Raw genomic sequence first — 17,891 nt, forward strand, 5'->3', positions numbered from 1 at the left:
TGTATTACTTTTGGAAGTAACCACACAAAGTTACGAATAAGTATTTAATATATTTATCTATGAAAAACTCACACACACCTATAGAATTATTTAAAAAATGGTTTAGTGAAGAAGAAAAATTATCAAAATTAAGTGTTCCTACAGCAGTTTGTTTGTCTACAATTGGTTTAGATGGATTTCCAAATTCACGATTTGTTTCTCTTAAAGAAATAGTGAAGGACAGTTTTATCATAACTACTCCACTTGATTCTAGGAAAGGAGCAGAAATAGAAAATAATAATAAAGTTGCTCTGACTTTTTGGTGGACAGAAACTCAAAGACAAATTAGAATACAAGGAATTGCAACCAAAATAGATAAAGAATTAGCTCAAAAATATTTTGAAGAACGAAATTTAGAATCTCAAATTGTGTCTTTAATTTGCCAACAGGGAAAAGAAATTGATGACATTAAGATTCTTGAAAAAGAAATTATTCAAATGAGTTTAACAAACCCCAAAATTGAAATGCCAAAAAACTGGGGTGGTTATTCCATTGAACCAATCAGAATAGAGTTTATGGAATTTAGAAAGACACGTTTTCATGATAGAAAACTTTATGAAATGGAAAATAATAAGTGGACTTTAAAACAACTTCAACCTTAAAAAAATAAAAATGAAACTATTCGGATTTGAATTTAGCAATACATCAAAAAAACAAGAATCTAGCAAAAAAGAGAATCAAAAAGTCCCTTTTGAGCAAAAAGGAGGAAAGTTTCCAGTCATTACAGAAGCAGATAAAGAATGGGTAGAAGAAAATTTTAACTGGTTGATGGGAGCTTGTGGATTGCCCAAAGAAGGAAGTAAAAATATTCTGTTTTCTAAAGAATTTTTTCCTGAGTCATTTAGTTCTGAAAGTCTTGAGATTCCAAACCTAATTGCAGACTTCTCTGATTTGTTAAATTTAGAGGTTGCAATAATTGACTTTGAGCTACAGAAAGATATTACAGATATTTATGGAATGCCTTATGCCCACGACGATATGGGTAGCTCTCAAATTGAAATCACAGAAAATGGATATATACTTCATATCCCAAATGAGATTGTCAAGCGTCCTAATCAACTTCTTTTTAGTGTTTTAAAAGGATTTATAAAAATTCGTTTGCTAGAAAGTCATTTGAGTTATGATACAGGACATGAAGATTATGATGATTTGTTTATTCATTTGGTAGGAATTTATTTTGGGTTTGGAGTTATTTTTCTTCAAAATCTCATTGGAGGAGGATATTCAACAGATGGAATATGGGAAACAAAATGGAGCTACACTTCAATAATGCCAAAGGAAGTAATGACCTACTCGTTGGCTCTTTACTGTGGTTTGATAGAGGAAGAAAATTTTGAGTGGAAAGAAAATCTACATCCATCTATCAAGTTGCAATTTGAAAAAGCAATGGAGTTTTTGGCAAAATATCCTTCTTCTTTGTTCAATCCAACAGAGCTAAAAGCGATGCGTTTGATTGAAAAATCGTATCAAGAGTACGAAAAAAATAAATTTGAATTTTCTATTTCGATTTCAAAGGAATCTCTAACACTAACTAATGATTCGATTACACAAATAGACATTTATAATAATATTGGTTATTTTCAGCTGAGAAATGGGAATTTACAAGAGAGTATATCTAGTTTTGAGAAAGCTCTTGAAATAGAGCCCACCTTTGGAGTAGCGAGTGATAATTTGGCGTATGTTTATGTTAAATTGGGGCAGTTGGAAAAAGCAAAGCATTATCTTGAAGAAGCCATAGCAACAGAAAATAATGAGTTAGCTTATCATTATAGAAATGTAGCTTTGTATTATGCTGCAAAAGGAAAAAACGAAGAAGCAGAAGAGTATTTTGATATGGCTTTTAGAGAAGCAGAGTTGCCAGTAGATTTATTAGAGTTCGATTATGCTCTTTTTCTATTTAATCAAAATAAAGAAGAAGAAGCAATGAACTATCTGAAACTAGCTATTGAGAAAAATGAGCCAGAAGCTATAAATAAAATGAAAGACCTTAATAATCTTTCATAAAAGAGAGTTTTAAAAGTGGAATGCAAACTCAACAAATTACCACCCAGTATGAAACAAATTTGTAGCACCTTTTAATCCACATTTATGTATTTTGTGATACATTGCTCCTATTTTCGAACGAATTGTTTTTCCATCTTCTAGCATTGCCCAAGAATCAATCACAGCTTCCATTCCGTAGGCTTCTGGTGCGAGTAAATTAGTAGTGGTAAGAAGTGGATAGGCTCTAGCGACATTCAAATGCCTTTTGAAATAAGAATGAGAAGTACAGGCAATCGAAACAGCATCACGCATTCGGTTGTCTCCATTTATAAAAAGTGCTGCGTAAGAATCCATAAGTCCGTTGTGTCCATTAAAAGCAATCAAATCAGCTTCTCCGAAAGCTTTTATTTTTGTTGAATCATTATCCAATCTTAAAATTTCTTTCTTTTCTCCTGCTAAAGAAGCAAAATAATCTGTCAAACATTCGTGCATTTTGTCGCCACGATAAGCATCTGCCACTAAAAAAACAGTAGCTCCATTTGGATATTTTTTCTTAAAAACAACACGTTCCAAAACTATCGAATCTACATCTAATTGACTACTCAAAAGTGTCCATTCTTTCAATCGTTTGAAATGCGTTTTGATGCCATAACCTGCTCCCCAATACAAATTTGTCCTCAAATTTTGTCCATCTCCCAATGATTTATTGACAGGAACAATTGCTTGATTTTCATTATCACAAAGAGGAACAAAAATATGTACAAACAAAGGTTCATTATTTTTCACTTTTTCAGCAAGTACATTTTTAATGCTATCTCTACTTAATTCTACATAAGGAGGTATTTTTCTTGTATCTACTTTTGGAAAATCATCAGCAGATAACTCCGTAGAGTCAATTTCACTTTGAACAACCTTTAAAGAATCATTTGCATCATTTTTAGTCTCACTATTTTGTGCATTGCAGGAAGTGAATGTTAGTAGGAATGCTATGAAGTAGAGGGAAATGTTTTTTTGCATAATTGATTTTTCTTTTTTGCTAGAAATTTTCTTCAACTGAATTTGTGGGACAGTGTCCCACAAATTGGGTATTTATCGTAAAGTAATCTCATATAAGTTAGATTAGTTCTGTTAAAACCACTTCCATAACGCAGAGAAAGCTCTTTAGAAAGGTTTTCTAATAGCATTTTGCCATACTCTGCTTTCAAGTTTCCTTCTTGCTCAAACTCAATAATGTACTTTCCAATTTCCCAATAGGCTTCTAACATTTGGGTATTTATGGCAGAAGTAGCTTTTTTCTTTGAATTTTGATAAGCATCTCCAATATTTTCAATCAGTTTTTGATAATTGGTGTCTTTGTTGGGTGGTTGCATTGATTTTTGGGTTTTGCTATTTATGTTTTGTAGTCAGTTTATCTATTAGGCTTTTCTAATTTTACAGATATTTTCTTTCTATCAAAACTATTATAACTTTCTACGCTAGTATCTGTAAAAAAATCCTTTTCAGTTTTTAATTTTGAAATTGATAGATGAGCAGTTTCTTTATCTATTTCTACCATATAAAATTGTTCTTCTCGTATATAAATAGTATCTCTGACAATCCAATTTTTTACTTCCAAAAGATTATAAAGTATTGAATTAGAAACTTTAAATTTAGTAGAATTTATTTTTTGAGGCTGAATTCTCCAAACATCTCCTCCATCTCCACTTAAATCCCAAAGAATAAAACTAGAAATAGGTTTACATCTTTTTTTAGAAAAATTGATGATATGTACTGCCTGTTTATAATCATAGACATCAGAAAAAGCAACTGAAAAAATCGCATCATTTTCGTAAAACTTTGCAATAGGTTTTATATAACGAATCTGCTCAAAATTACTTTTATCTTCAAAAAGAGTATAAAGCCAATTAAATTTTTCTCTATCTAAATAATAATGGTATGGAAAGTTACCTTCTAAGTATTTCTCTAAACTATCAGGTTTCAATGAAAATTCTTTTGAAGGTAAATTTTGCATTTCCTCAAAAAACAGACAAGAGTCTGAACTATAAACCATTTTTGGAATATCTTTGCTTTTAAAATAAGCTGTATCTCCTTGATTAGAATTAGAAGAACCATAATTTATTCCTGCATAATCAGTTTGCAAAGGTGGATAATAAATTTTTATAGAATCCTTTTTTGTAGAATCATCTTTGATAATTAAATAATCATCAGTTGCGTCATCACTAAATTCTGCTAAATTCTTTTCAGACTTTTCAGAGCAAGATGAAAATATTATTAAAAATAGTAAAATGTATTTATTCATTGTTTTATGAAATTTAAAAAACCAATTTAATCACATCTTCAAGTGTTTTGGCAATCTTTACTTCTATATCAAATTTCTTCAAATCCAATCCTTTTATATTGTATTTTGAAACTACAATCTGACGAAAACCTAGCTTTGCAGCTTCCGAAATACGTTGTTCTATGCGTTGAACGGCTCTAATTTCTCCTCCCAAACCTACTTCGGCAGCAAAACAAATATCTGAACTAACAGGCGAGTTTTCCAACGAAGAAATAAGCGACGTACAGACAGCCAAATCAATAGAAGGGTCTTCAATCTTAAAACCACCAGCAATATTCAAGAAAACATCTTGCGTTCCGAGCCTAAAACCTCCACGTTTTTCCAAAACAGCCAAAAGCATATTCAAACGTTTGGCATCAAAACCTGTACTGCTTCGTTGTGGCGTTCCATAAGCTGCAATACTGACTAGCGACTGCACTTCTATCAAAAGAGGACGATTTCCCTCCATTGTCGTACCGATAGTAATTCCTCCAATAACTTCATCTCGTTGCGACATCAAAATCTCTGATGGATTGCTCACTTCACGAAGTCCTGTTGAGCGCATTTCATAAATTCCAAGTTCGGAAGTAGAACCAAAACGGTTTTTGATAGTACGCAAAATACGATACGACATGTGTCTATCGCCTTCAAATTGCAAAACGGTATCCACCATATGTTCCAAAACTTTAGGTCCTGCAAGTGAACCTTCTTTTGTGATATGTCCGATAAGAAATACAGGCGTTCCTGTTTCCTTTGCAAAACGCAAAAGTTCGGCTGCACATTCACGCACCTGCGAAACACTACCAGCCGAAGATTCAATATGTGCTGTATGAAGTGTTTGAATAGAATCAATAATCAAAACATCAGGTTTTGATTGTTCTATCTGAATAAAAATATTTTGTGTATTGGTTTCATTCAGAACTAAGCAGTTTTCAGAATAGGCTTCCAAACGCTCTGCACGTAGTTTTATTTGTTGTTCGCTTTCCTCTCCCGAAACGTATAAAACAGTATGGTCTTTCAAAGCCAAAGCAACTTGTAACATCAAAGTAGATTTTCCAATCCCTGGTTCTCCACCAATCAAAACTAAAGAACCTTGAACTAATCCACTTCCCAAAACTCGGTTGAGTTCTCCGTCGTGAGTTGAGATTCTAGCAAAGTCTGCTTGTTCTATTTCAGCTAATTTTTTGGGTTTGTTTGATTTTCTTCTTTCATTATCACTCTGCCACAATTTTTTTACATCATTTTTGTCAGCTCCTTTATCTATTACTTCTTCTACATAGGTGTTCCACTCTTCACAAGAAGAACATTTTCCCATCCATTTTGCAGATTCGTGTCCACATTCTTGACAAAAATAAGCTGTTTTTACTTTTTTCTTAGCCATATAGTTTATAATTATGAAACAAATATTTAACGAACCCAAATTATTTAATTAGAAATACGTAAAATATTTTTTGCTAATTTATTTAGAATTTATTTTTTTAATGATGTAAATTTAGCTAAAATAATTAGTTTTTGCTATATTTTTAATGAGAAATAGTAGAACTGGTGGGTTAAGGATTTATAGGATCGATAGGATTTTTAATACAGATAAAATACAAATACATTAATGTTGTTGAATACAGACTTATTTTTGTGAGAGTCGTCGGTGAGACACCGATAATGGCAGGAGTTATTTTTGTATAACAATCTTCCAGACTGTTGAATATGATAAAATACTACTTTTTATGTTCAGACAAGATGTCTGAACTACTTTCTATTGTTGGTGTCCTTAACGATGATTCTTTTTTTAATAAGCCATCATTCCCAAAATACCAATAAGCATCATAATCTTACAAAAAAGACTAAGTTTTTTATAATTGCTAGTAGAAGAATTGAATTTCTTATCATTTAATAAAAAAATAAAATTTCCTACCAAAACAATCATTGTCAATTGATGCAAAAAGCGAAAAGAAGTGTTGAGTGTAAAGAAAGGAGCTACTAATAAGGAAAGAATCAGAAGAGAGGAAAGAATAATAAGCAAAGTTTTACTTTTATGCTTTCCTAAATGAATGGTAGATGTAAAGCTATGTTGAGAAATATCTCCTTCAAAATCTTCAAAATCTTTGATAATTTCTCTAAGCATAGAAAGCAAAAACGCCCAAAACGAAAAAAAATAAATAGTTATAGGAATTTCTAATAAAATTAAAGTATAATTTGTAGAGATAGAATAGTTGATAAAACTTACTAGAAGAATTGAAAAAGCTGTTAGAAATGAAACTAAAACTGGTTTTAAAATCCCTAATTGTTTGCTCTTTTTAGCATAAAAAACAAGTAAAAGACAACTGAAAAGAACAGCAAAGCCAATTTTTAGAGAGATTATGAAACTTAAAAGCAAGGCTATTCCTAAAAACAAACTACTCAAAAAATAAAAGAGGTAGAGGTTTTTTTCTGTAAATGAACTGCGAAGAGGAGAGTTAATTAAATCTATTCTTCTATCAAATATATCATTCAAAACATATCCTGCTGCTGCGCTCAAAATGGTAGCTAAAACAAGTAAATAGAAATTAGAACAAAAAATAAAATTTTTATTTTTAAATAAATTTGAAATGCAAAGTGAATTGTCTAATAAAAAAACACTTGTTAGTGTTTGAGTGAGAACAATTAAAAATAGATTGAGAGGACGAAAAGAAAGAAAAAGCTGAATTAAAAAAATAAAAAAAGCTTTCATAAATTCTTTTTTTAGATAATGATTTGAAACTTGTGAGGGAAGCAAAACTTCCCCCTCAAGGCTTTCAACCAGCTATGAAAAAGCTTAGAAATTTTCTTATACCAAGTACAAGTATATTTCTAATATCAAATGTATGATTTGATACTGATAATTGCAAACTATTTCTTAAAATTTGGTTAAAAAATTGAAATTATTTTTTGTTTTATTATCTATTTACCCAAATAAAGGCTTTCAAACTCATTTTTAGAAATTAAGGATAAACCTTTTTTGAGTAAGTTCTATTCTGTTTTATCTGCTTTTTAAAGTTTAGACAGCAACATTTTTTTGTTTTGTGTCTGTTAGGTTGATGGCAACGACACTTTTTATTTCTTCTACGTGACTCAAAATTGCTTGTTCGATGCCTGTTTTGAGGGTAATAGGAGAAATAGAACACGAACCACAAGCTCCAATCATTTCTACTTTAACTATCCCATCTTCTGTAATTTCTATTACTTTTACATCTCCTCCATCTGCTTTTAAATAAGGACGAACACTATCTAAAGCAGCTTCTACTCGGCTTTCTAAATTATTTTCTACATTCATAATTGCTTTATTTATTTTTATAATAACTTGTATTCAAAGATAATCAATTTTTTGGACTTTGCATATTTTCAAATCTGTAAAATTTGCAAAGTCTCAATAGCTAATATTACACAGTCAGAAAACAAAACTCATAACTTTAGTTATGGGAAAATACAACATGTTGTTCTCCATTTTTCTGTGATTATTTTCCCACGATTAAAATCGTGAGTTTTGTTTCTTTTAAGAAATTTTATCGCTGCATAACACTAGCTTAACAGATTGAAGCTGAAACTTTAGTTTATTGAAACAGCTTCTGTTGGATTTTGTTGTGCGTTTCTTAGAGCCACACTTTGCGCTAATTTTTGTGCAATATCTTTAAATGTTTCTGTAACGATTTGAGATTGACTATCAAGATTTTCTTGTGCTGCCAAAGGCACTCCTCCATCTCCTGCTTCACGAATTGCTTGTACTAACGGAACTTCTCCCAAAAAAGGAACATCATTGCGTTGTGCCAATACTTTTCCTCCATTTTCTCCAAAAAGATAATATTTATTTTCTGGAAGTTCGGCAGGTGTAAAGTATGCCATATTCTCAACAATTCCCAAAATAGGAACATTGATTTTAGGTTGTGTAAACATAGCAACGCCTTTTTGAGCATCTGCCAAAGCAACTTTTTGAGGCGTTGTTACGACAACTGCACCTGTTACTGGAACAGTCTGAACCAAAGTAAGATGAATATCACTCGTTCCAGGAGGAAGGTCAATAAACAAATAATCTAATTCGCCCCAATCTGCATCAGCCAAAAACTGACGAAAAGCAGAACTTGCCATAGGACCACGCCAAACAATAGCATCATCAGGAGGAGCAAGAAAACCGATAGAGAGAAGTTTTACACCATGTTTTTCGAAAGGCAAGATAATATAACGCTCTCCTTCCTGACGAACCCCTGGACGTGCCGATTCGCAATCAAACATTGTAGGAATAGAAGGCCCAAAAATATCAGCATCTATCAAACCTACTTTTGCACCAGTTTGAGCAAGAGCAACAGCTAAATTTGAAGCTACCGTAGATTTGCCTACGCCACCCTTTCCAGAAGCAACAGCAATAATGTTTTTTACCTCTGGTAGTATTTTTCCTGTTCGGATACTGGTAACATTCGAAGTCATTTCTATCTGACAACGAACGCTTTCGTCATATTTTTGATGAATTGCTTTCTCACAGTTGTTACGAATAAGTTCTTTTAGAGGACAAGCAGGAGTAGTCAAGACAACTGTAAAGTGTACAGTCGTTTTATTAGGTTCTTGTTCTATTGATATATTTTTTATCATTCCTAAGGTAACCAAATCTTTTTTCAAATCTGGATCATCTACCGTAGAAAGAGCTTCCAAAATTCCTTCTTTTGTAATTTGTATAGACATTATATATTTTTTGTAAATCTTTTTTTTATGCTGTTAAATGAGTAATTGCAAAAGTACGAAATAGGAAAGTAAATTCCTTATTTCATTAAACCTTATCACGGTTTGTGATTAAGGTAGTTCAGACATCTTATCTGAACATAAAAAGTAGTATTTTATCCTATCCAACAGTTTGAAAGACTGTTATACAAAAATAACCGTAATAACCTTTATTTTGTTCTCTCTAAAAAGACTGTTTATATATAAAGTTTTACAATAAATAAAAATCCTAAGGGTCTTCGAAGACCTTTAGGATTTGGTATTTTAGAGTAGATTAAAAGTAGTTGATTTTAATCATTATTACAAACAAAATTCAAAATCAAATAGCCACCACGATACGCTGTGAAAGATGCTGACCTTGCAGAGTTCCTGACTTCCATTTTGGAAAAGTATTTAAGACTTTTCTAGCCTCTTGCTCACAGCCTTGGGCTTCTATATTTGTAATTTTTCCATTACTATTTACTACAAAAGCGACATATTTTGTTTCTTTTGCTAAATTTGAATTGAGTTTGCACGAGTTTTCTTTATTCATTTCAGTTTTCAAAACTTGCGCCACTTGCTCTAAAGAAGCATTTTCTGGACTTGCATTTTCCTCTAAAACTGTCGTTGTGATAGCCGTTCCATTTTTTGGAGTAGGTAATTCTAATTTTTCTGTAAGAGAAGCTGTCAGTCTTTCGGCAGTTTCTAAATCTTTATTTGTGATAGAATAAGCTAAATCTGTTTTGTTTTGAGTTTCTTCTATTGAATCTGCTATAAACGCTGATTTTTCATTTACTTTTTGAGCCATCCAAATTCCTGCTCCAATCACAAAAAGCAAACAAATTGAAGCTGCAATAGAGAAAACAGGATTAGAAAAAGACATAAAAACTGTTTTAGTCTTCTCATTTTTTGATTTGTTATTTTCTGCTTCCTTCAAAAGCGCATCAAAATCTTGATAAGATTTGATTTTCTCTGAAGAAATAGGCTTCTGGTTGAAATTTATATCTTGATTTTTCATAGTTTTTTATTTTAACCGTCGTTGAGGTTCAAATGCAACCGTCAACAAGGATTTGTCATTAACTGGTAACTGTTTACTGATAATTGGAAACTGATTCTTTTATTTTTTCTATAATTCTATACGTTCTCATTTTGGCTGCACTTTCTGTTGTTTCTAAGATAAAAGCAATTTCTTTGAATGATTTATCTTCAAAAAAGCGAAGCTCTATCATTTGCATATCTTTTGGTTTGAGTTTTTCTAATATTTTTTTTAATTGGTCTATTCGTTCTTGTTGTCTTTCATCAGCTAATTCTTCTGAAAAGTTAGTTAATTTTTTTGCTGTTTCTTCTTCCAAAGAATAAACAGGCATTTTTTTTTGTTTTCTATAATATTTTAAAAATTCATTGGAGGCAATACGATACAACCACGCCGAAAACGGAACTCCTTTATATTCAAATTTCTGAATATTTTGTAGTGCTTTTATGAAGGTTTGTGAAGTCAAATCGGCTGCTAAAGCTTCATCATTTGCTTTTCTGTATAAAAAACGAAAGATAGCTTCATAATTTGCTTCATAAAGAAATCTAAAATTTTTAGAATCTTTTTGAGCAGCTAAGATGTGTTCTTCCTCACTTATTTGTTGATGTGAAATATTTAGTTGTGATTGTTCCAAATGAAAGTTAAATGATTTTTCTCTGAAAAGAAATGATATAAAAGTTAAAAGTAGTCTTTTTAGAGTTCTATAAGCTACTTTAGTTACTCTATTATTTACTCTTTACAAATAAAACCGTATTTTAGTCAAAAAGTAACAAATTTTTTTGAATTTCTGCATTTAAATACCACTACTCTTTTATTTATAATGAAAAATTATAGTTTTGTTTTTTCTTGTCTCTGTATTTTTTTATTTTTTTTCTCACAAACATTTGCTCAAAATGAGGATAGTTTGAAGAGTGAAAGTATTTCTACACCTCTACACCTTGCTAAAGAAAAACTTACGGAAGCAGACCTTACCAAAACTACTTTTGCAGAAGAAACACGTCTTGTTTCGGTAAGTCGTTCGGCAAAAGAACTTAAAGATATTCCTTCTACTGTTTATGTAGTTACGAAGGAGGAAATTTTGGAAAATGGATATATTACACTTGTCGATGTAATGAAGACCGTACCTTGGATAAAAGTCTCACAACCAGGGTCTGGAGTTTTGGGAGAGATGTTTTTTATGCGTGGACAGATAGGGAATGAATACACAAAGATTTTGATTAATAATGTTCCTATTCAGCCTGCTGTAAATGGTGCGCTTGCCATAGGAACGCAACTTCCGATAGCACAAGCCGAGCGAATAGAAATTGTTTATGGTCCTGCTTCGGCAGTTTATGGTGGTGATGCTGTAGCTGGTGTAATCAATATTATTACCCAAACATCTGAAAAATCGGCATATGCACAAGCTAATGCTTACTTTGGTGCAAATGATTATAGACATTTAGATTTTTTAGCTGGAGGAAAAGCAGGACGAGATAAAAATGTTTTGCAATACAGTATTTATGGAAACCTTACCAAAAGAGATGACTTAAATTTGGATAGAGGTTCAGATGCTTTTAATCCTTTTAATACCTTTTTAAATTCTTTTACTACTCCTAATGATTTACAGACTAGACGCTTTCTTAGAAATTTGGCTACTAATCAGCCTGATTCTTTTTTTACAATTTTGGAAAATAGAGCAGGGCTTACTTCTTATGTAGGTACTCCTTTCAAAGCAACTGTTAATCAACTGCCAGAACAAAGTTATTTAATAGGTGTAAAGTTCAATTATAGAAAGTTACAAGTTTCGGTTGATGAAATGTATAGTCGAAGACATAGTGTTTTGGGACGTACTCCTGCTTTTTTTTCGTATGCCAATCCAGAAACATACATGGCAGAAACGACTCGTCGGACACATATTTCTTATCAGACAAGTAATAAGAAATCATCATTTTTAATAAATGCTTCTTATTTATTTTATCGATTAGATGCAAACAGTTCTTTTGGTACTAATTATAATATTGGTCGTTCGTCGGGTCGTTCGTATAGATATGAAGGCTCGGATGATGTGTTTTTAGAGAGTATTTATACAAGAAAAATTAATCCAAATTTTGAACTTACAGGAGGTTTTTCAATTACACTTTCTGCAAATTTACCTGTTACGAATGATCTTGAGGAACCTTTTGATATAAATTTATACAATGATGCCTTAAATGGTAATCTTGAGCCTAACCCAATACTAGGTAATTTTGGTTATAATGGTAATAATTTCTTAAATGGAGGTGTATTTCTTCAAGCTTATTACACGAAAAACAAATGGGTAGGTGTTTTTGGAGCTAGAATAGACTCTCGTAGTAGATTTGAAGAAGATAGCACTTCTGGCAATGGAGTCTTAAATCCTAGAGCTTCTATTCTTTACAAGATAAACCCCAAGTTATCTATCAGAAGTTCTTTTGCAACAGCATTTCGTGCTCCTCCTCCTTCTATACAGTTTACTTCACTGGCATTGCCAGACATTGAAACAGACTCAGTTATTTATCAGCAAGTTCCAAATCCAAACCTTAACCCAGAAACCTCTCTCACAACAGAGTTTGGAGTGCGTTATTTTCCTACAAAAAATATTAGCTTAGATATTGTAGGTTACTTTACAGGAACAAATAGTCCAATTGTGGGGCGTTTTCGTCCTATTGATAAAGAAAGATACCCAAATGCGTCTTATCTTTCAGGAAATTCTAACGGAACAGCTCGTGTATATATAAATGATGAAGATAGCCGTTCAGCTATTTATGGAGTACAGGGAATACTAAAAGTAAAAAACATCATTGAGCGTATTCATTTAGACACAGATGTATTTTTTAGTTTCACACAAGGAACTGAAGTTTTGCCTGATGATGGGGGAACAATAAATGATTATCGTATGCAGCCTGATTTTATGGGGCAATGGCGAATTTCTTTGCGTCCTTCTCCAAAGTGGTATATTAATTTTCAACATGTAATAATGAGTAGTTGGTATAGAAGAAATACTTTCAATATAGAACAGTATGAAGAAGACAGGTCTCAAACTGATGGGTATTATACATTAGATATGCTTGTTCGTCATTATTTCAATAAAAATGTAAGTGCCTACTTTAGAATAAATAATGTCTTTGATGCAGAATATGGAGGTATAGATGCCACAGGATTAGATGTAGATGCGACTTTTAACCCACAGTTACAGAGAAATATACAAGCAGGAGTTAGTTTTAGAATTAATTAATTTTTAAAATTTCTTTCTTGATTGAGTTTTTCATTTCACTAGGAATGACTTTCAAAATCTCATTTTCCAAAGAGAGTAGTAATTTTTCTTTGATAAAATGACGATAAGTTACCAAACTAATTTCACGAACAGGTGCAGGATTTTTGAAATGACGAATATTTTGCATCTGTTTTTCAGTCATGTCGGCTAAGGCAAGACTAGGAATAATTGTAATTCCATTATTTATCTCTACAATTTTTCTGAGTGTTTCGATACTTGCTGCTGCAAAGTCTAACTGATGAACTTCTTTTTCTTTGCTCTTTAGCTCACACAAATTAATGACTTGTGAGCGCAAACAATGCCCCTCTTCCAAAAGCCACAATCTATTTATGTCAATATCTTCTGCCAAAAGATATTTTTTATTCATAAACTTCTCTTCTTTAGAAGCATAAATAACAAACTGCTCATAAAAAAGAGGTTTTTCTACTAGCATGTTATTTTCTAAAGGCGTTGCCAAAATCCCTACATCAATTTCATTTCGTTCTAATCGTTTTATGATTTCTTCTGTTGTGAGTTCGCTAATCTGAACTTTTACGAATGGGTAATTTTTGAGATAAGAAGGTAAAAATAAAGGCAACAGGTAAGGTGCAAGGGTTGGTATAATTCCAATTCGGAACTCTCCACTTATTTTGTCTTGTTCTTCGCTTACTAATTCTTTTATTTTTTTTGCCTCCTGTACTGTTATTTTGGCTTGTAAAATAATTTTCTTTCCTATTTCTGTCGGAACAACAGGTTGTTTGCTTCTATCAAAAATCTTAACGTCTAGTTCCTCTTCTAGCTTTTTTATCATCATACTTAGCGTTGCTTGTGTAACGAAACAGGCTTCGGCAGCTTTTACAAAATGACGGTATTTGTCAATAGCAATGATGTATTCTAGTTGTTGAAAGTTCATAGACGAATTTTTGATATGAAAAAGACAATTTAGTTCTTAAAAATCAAGAGCATTTATTTCTAACTGCTTTTTTTGTATTTTTGTTAAGTTACTATTTCTATAAATAAGACAGCATAAAATATCATGCAAAAATTACCAATCGGAATACAGAGTTTTGAAAAAATACGTACAGAAAATTATCTGTATGTAGATAAAACAGAACATATTTACAGCTTATTAGATAGTGCAGGATATTATTTTTTCTCTCGCCCTCGCCGTTTTGGTAAATCTTTATTAATCAGTACGTTGAAAGAGATTTTTTTAGGCAAAAAAGAACTTTTTAAAGGACTTTTTATAGAAGATAAAATTGAATGGAATAAATATCCAGTTCTTCATTTCAATTGGACAGAAATAGATTACAAAACCTTAGGATTAGAAAAAACCATTGAAGAAAATTTATTTTATCAAGCTAGTTTGTATGAAATTAAGTTAGAATCAAAAACTATACACTCACAGTTACAAGAGTTAGTTAGAAAATTACATAAAAAATACAATCAACAAGTTGTTTTATTAATTGATGAATATGACAAACCAATTATAGATTTTTTGAGTGATGAGCAAATTCATATTGCAGAAGAGAATAGAGAAATAATGAAAAATTTTTATTCTCCTATCAAGAGTTTGGATAACGAATTACGTTTTTTCTTTCTGACAGGGGTTTCAAGATTTACAAAAGTATCTGTTTTTTCTGATTTGAATCATTTAAAAGATATTACACTTACTCGTTTGGGGTATAGTTTGGTAGGATATACCGAACCAGAAGTGCATACTTATTTTGACAATTACATTACTAAAATAGCAAAAGAAAAAGAGATTACTGAAGAGGAATTAAAACAAGAAATTAGAAGTTGGTATAATGGTTATAGTTTTGGTGGAGAGAGATTGTATAATCCTTTTTCAGTTTTGAATTTTATAGATGATAGAGAGTTTAATAATTATTGGTTTGCGACAGGAACGCCTACTTTTTTGGTAAAACTAATGCAAAAAGGAAATTATTATGATATGGATAATCAAATAATGGACTTACAGACGTTGGGAAGTTTTGACATCGCAGAAATGCAACCAATTACAATTTTATTTCAAACGGGTTATCTGACTTTGATAGAGAAATTAGATATGAATGTTTATCGTTTGGGTTATCCCAACAAAGAAGTCAAAAACTCAATGCTTAATATGCTTTTGAGTACTTATACCTATCAACAAAAAGGATATTCTGTTCCATTGGTATTTGAACTAAAACAAGCTTTTTTACATCAAGATTTTGAAAAATTATTTATTCATTTTACTACCCTTTTTGCTAAAATCCCCCTTACTCCATTGACAAAACTTTAATTTTTTGATCAAATTTAGTTTCACTAGTCATTGGATTATTGAGTATTTTTTTAATTTCTATTAATCCATATCTGAAAAAAGAGTATTCATTATATCCATTTGAACAGACTCTTATTTTTGTTTTTTTATGTTTCCATTCTCCTACTTTGTAACACCAAACAAAGGCAATGGAACACAAAGCAATTAATTTAGCTATTTTATTTGGTTCTGTTAATTTTGTATTTTCTAAGTTAAAACCTTGTGATTTTAGTGCTTTAAACAACGTTTCGATTTCCCAACGTTGTTTATAAATTTCAAAAATATTATCCAATAAAACAGGTGATGCTAAATAAATATATCCTTTTTGTGTTCGACTTACAGATAAATATACCTCTGCTTCATTGACTACAAATGTTCCATCTAGTTGATAGGTTTCTGAAATCGAAAGCCCTCTACACCATGCTACAATAGACTTTGTTTTCCCTTTTCTAGTAGCTTTAAAGTTAGATTTTATACGCATTACAAAATCAAATTTTTTTGTAGCTAAATAGAAAAACCATTTTTTACCTATAAACTCTCTATCTGCTACAAGAGCAGTAATAGATAAATTAGGAAATTGATTTAAGAAATCTTCTATCAAATCAATTCGTTGTTGAGTAGCTGAATTTCCTGTCCTCGAAAGTACAGACCAACAAAGAGGAATAGATACCCCTTTATGAGCTGCTGAGAGAAGCAAAATATTAATATGCTCTTTTCCAACTTTCCAATTCGTTCTATCCAAACACAGTACGATATTTTCCCATTGTTCAATGCCTTCTAAGGAAATAATCAAATTAGTAATTGCTTGAAAATCAAGCTCATAATAATTTAAAAAGCGTTCTATACGACGTAAAGAAGAACTGTATTCTACATTCCTTTCAAACGCAGTTGCAATTTGAATTAAACCTCCTAGACCTACCTTTATAACAGCTATTACAAAAAGACCTATAAATTGAACTCGGGCTAAATGAAACCCTTTTAAATGAGAAGATAAAACACTAACTAATTTTGTAACTTTACCACTAGAAGCATACTTTGCTTTCGCCATAATTGAGAAAAATTTTGTGAGAAACTCAATTATGGCTTTTTTTTATCTAAATTTAAAATCTTTTGTCAGAGGACTGAGAAAATCCCCTATCAAATTTTTGAGCAGTACAAAGAAAGTTATTATCATACCGTAATTTTCCTCACTTTTGAGCTTTTGGGTTTTTATATAGATGCCGAAGTAAATACATCAAGAGGAAGAATTGATGCCGTCGTAAAGTCAAAAGAAGCGATTTTTATTTTTGAATTTAAAGTAAATGAAACACCACAAAAAGCAATAGAACAAATCAAAGAAAAAAAATATGCTGATAAATATTTGACTGAAAAAGAAAATGGCAAAACTATTTTCCTGCTGGGAGTGAATTTTAAGAATAAAACAGAAGTGGAGTATTTGGTGGAGGAAATTTAAATAACAGAATTAAAAAATATGGGGCAAACATTAGAATTATACGTAAAAGATGAAAGTATTGAAAGTCCATTCTTATCAAGAAGTTTTAAAGACGAAATAATATATCCTTCTCATTTTGAATTTGAAGGTTTTTTAGATGATGAAGAATTAGATTTAATTCGTCCATCTCACGAAAGCGAAATATTTTTTGATAAGAAAAGAGAAGTAAGCAAGGAAGAGCAAAAACAAATTTCATCTAAAATATCAGATATTGCTTTTAATAAAAGGGGTACTTTAGAAGACATCAACAAAATATCTGATTCTTTCTCTTTTATTCAAAAGGACACGCCAAAAAAAGAAATAAACCCACAAACCTTCAAAAATATTCTCTTAAAAATTGAGAATTATATGAAGGAAAATGCAGAAATATTGCCCCAAGTTCATTTTGTTTTTGAAAATGAAAATTGCAATGAAAACTCTGAAATAAGATATATTTCAATAACAGATAAGAATGGAGATAACGCAGAAGCAAATATTGATGGAGATTTATTTCATTACATAGATTTTGAAAATATAGTAACTGATAGTCCATTAGGCAAAATAGATTATGAAGAGATTCGTAATAAAATAAATATAAAAACTTACGGTGAAGATTATGGAAAAGTAAACTTCTTTATAGATATAAAACCAATAATCTTTATAGATGGAAAGAAGTATTTTACAAAGACAATTTCAAAAGCAGAACAATTTAGAGAAGAGTTTCAGCGATGTTATGATTTTTTGAATAAAGCAATAGAATTAGATAAGAAAATTCTGTGGGAAGTTTGGTAAACC

At 31.2% G+C, this 17,891-nt stretch carries 17 protein-coding genes; 6 read left to right on the forward strand and 11 right to left on the reverse strand.

Annotated features, from left to right (window positions below):
- The first annotated feature begins 59 nt into the window (after positions 1 to 59).
- Positions 60 to 641 carry a pyridoxamine 5'-phosphate oxidase gene (gene pdxH / locus WAF17_RS22055; protein ID WP_338764528.1) on the forward strand — a complete coding sequence of 194 codons (582 nt, stop codon included), beginning with the start codon at positions 60 to 62 and terminating at the stop codon, positions 639 to 641.
- A gap of 10 nt (positions 642 to 651) precedes the next feature.
- Positions 652 to 2,043 carry a tetratricopeptide repeat protein gene (locus WAF17_RS22060; protein ID WP_338764531.1) on the forward strand — a complete coding sequence of 464 codons (1,392 nt, stop codon included), beginning with the start codon at positions 652 to 654 and terminating at the stop codon, positions 2,041 to 2,043.
- A 36-nt stretch (positions 2,044 to 2,079) separates the two neighbouring features.
- On the opposite strand, the gene WAF17_RS22065 is transcribed toward WAF17_RS22060, so the two are convergent.
- From WAF17_RS22065 to WAF17_RS22105, 9 genes are all read right to left on the reverse strand, one after another.
- Positions 2,080 to 3,039 carry a hypothetical protein gene (locus WAF17_RS22065; RefSeq protein WP_338764534.1) on the reverse strand — a complete coding sequence of 320 codons (960 nt, stop codon included), beginning with the start codon at positions 3,037 to 3,039 and terminating at the stop codon, positions 2,080 to 2,082.
- A 32-nt stretch (positions 3,040 to 3,071) separates the two neighbouring features.
- A complete protein-coding gene (locus WAF17_RS22070) occupies positions 3,072 to 3,392 on the reverse strand; it encodes a DUF1016 N-terminal domain-containing protein (RefSeq protein ID WP_338764537.1) in 321 nt (106 codons plus the stop codon).
- Between the two features lie 38 nt (positions 3,393 to 3,430).
- The gene (locus WAF17_RS22075) at positions 3,431 to 4,321 is read right to left on the reverse strand and encodes a hypothetical protein (RefSeq protein ID WP_338764541.1); all 891 of its coding nucleotides are present in this window, start codon (positions 4,319 to 4,321) and stop codon (positions 3,431 to 3,433) included.
- 13 nt (positions 4,322 to 4,334) lie between these two features.
- Complete coding sequence (radA, locus tag WAF17_RS22080) at positions 4,335 to 5,720, reverse strand: DNA repair protein RadA (protein ID WP_338764543.1); 1,386 nt, start codon at positions 5,718 to 5,720, stop codon at positions 4,335 to 4,337.
- Between the two features lie 405 nt (positions 5,721 to 6,125).
- Positions 6,126 to 7,046 carry a UbiA family prenyltransferase gene (locus tag WAF17_RS22085; protein WP_338764545.1) on the reverse strand — a complete coding sequence of 307 codons (921 nt, stop codon included), beginning with the start codon at positions 7,044 to 7,046 and terminating at the stop codon, positions 6,126 to 6,128.
- Positions 7,047 to 7,352: 306 nt separating this feature from the next.
- Positions 7,353 to 7,628 carry a NifU family protein gene (locus tag WAF17_RS22090; RefSeq protein WP_338764549.1) on the reverse strand — a complete coding sequence of 92 codons (276 nt, stop codon included), beginning with the start codon at positions 7,626 to 7,628 and terminating at the stop codon, positions 7,353 to 7,355.
- Positions 7,629 to 7,900: 272 nt separating this feature from the next.
- Entirely contained in the window at positions 7,901 to 9,019 is a 1,119-nt protein-coding gene (locus tag WAF17_RS22095; protein ID WP_338770230.1) for an Mrp/NBP35 family ATP-binding protein, read from the reverse strand.
- 361 nt (positions 9,020 to 9,380) lie between these two features.
- Positions 9,381 to 10,058 (reverse strand): hypothetical protein, encoded by a 678-nt coding sequence (locus WAF17_RS22100; protein ID WP_338764551.1) that lies wholly within the window; start codon positions 10,056 to 10,058, stop codon positions 9,381 to 9,383.
- Positions 10,059 to 10,131: 73 nt separating this feature from the next.
- On the reverse strand, positions 10,132 to 10,707 hold the full coding sequence (locus WAF17_RS22105) for a sigma-70 family RNA polymerase sigma factor (protein ID WP_338764553.1): 576 nt from the start codon (positions 10,705 to 10,707) through the stop codon (positions 10,132 to 10,134).
- Positions 10,708 to 10,893: 186 nt separating this feature from the next.
- Between WAF17_RS22105 and WAF17_RS22110 the strand changes: the two genes are divergently transcribed.
- Positions 10,894 to 13,305 (forward strand): TonB-dependent receptor, encoded by a 2,412-nt coding sequence (locus WAF17_RS22110; protein ID WP_338764555.1) that lies wholly within the window; start codon positions 10,894 to 10,896, stop codon positions 13,303 to 13,305.
- Here WAF17_RS22110 and WAF17_RS22115 read toward each other — a convergent pair.
- Positions 13,298 to 14,236, reverse strand: a complete 939-nt coding sequence (locus WAF17_RS22115; RefSeq protein ID WP_338764559.1) for a LysR substrate-binding domain-containing protein — start codon at positions 14,234 to 14,236, stop codon at positions 13,298 to 13,300. The genes WAF17_RS22110 and WAF17_RS22115 overlap by 8 nt on opposite strands.
- A 123-nt stretch (positions 14,237 to 14,359) precedes the next feature.
- On the opposite strand from WAF17_RS22115, the gene WAF17_RS22120 reads away from it, so the two are divergent.
- Positions 14,360 to 15,607, forward strand: a complete 1,248-nt coding sequence (locus tag WAF17_RS22120; protein ID WP_338764562.1) for an AAA family ATPase — start codon at positions 14,360 to 14,362, stop codon at positions 15,605 to 15,607.
- On the opposite strand, the gene WAF17_RS22125 is transcribed toward WAF17_RS22120, so the two are convergent.
- Complete coding sequence (locus WAF17_RS22125; RefSeq protein ID WP_338760955.1) at positions 15,585 to 16,673, reverse strand: IS4 family transposase; 1,089 nt, start codon at positions 16,671 to 16,673, stop codon at positions 15,585 to 15,587. The two genes, WAF17_RS22120 and WAF17_RS22125, sit on opposite strands and share 23 nt — an antisense overlap.
- 93 nt (positions 16,674 to 16,766) lie before the next feature.
- Here WAF17_RS22125 and WAF17_RS22130 point away from each other — a divergent pair, with 93 nt between their 5' ends.
- Together WAF17_RS22130 and WAF17_RS22135 are read left to right on the forward strand one after the other, a co-directional pair.
- The gene (locus WAF17_RS22130) at positions 16,767 to 17,078 is read left to right on the forward strand and encodes a PD-(D/E)XK nuclease domain-containing protein (protein WP_338770233.1); all 312 of its coding nucleotides are present in this window, start codon (positions 16,767 to 16,769) and stop codon (positions 17,076 to 17,078) included.
- 18 nt (positions 17,079 to 17,096) lie between these two features.
- A complete protein-coding gene (locus tag WAF17_RS22135) occupies positions 17,097 to 17,888 on the forward strand; it encodes a hypothetical protein (RefSeq protein ID WP_338764565.1) in 792 nt (263 codons plus the stop codon).
- Positions 17,889 to 17,891 lie beyond the last annotated feature (3 nt).

This window comes from Bernardetia sp. ABR2-2B, from assembly GCF_037126435.1.
Classification (GTDB): domain Bacteria; phylum Bacteroidota; class Bacteroidia; order Cytophagales; family Bernardetiaceae; genus Bernardetia.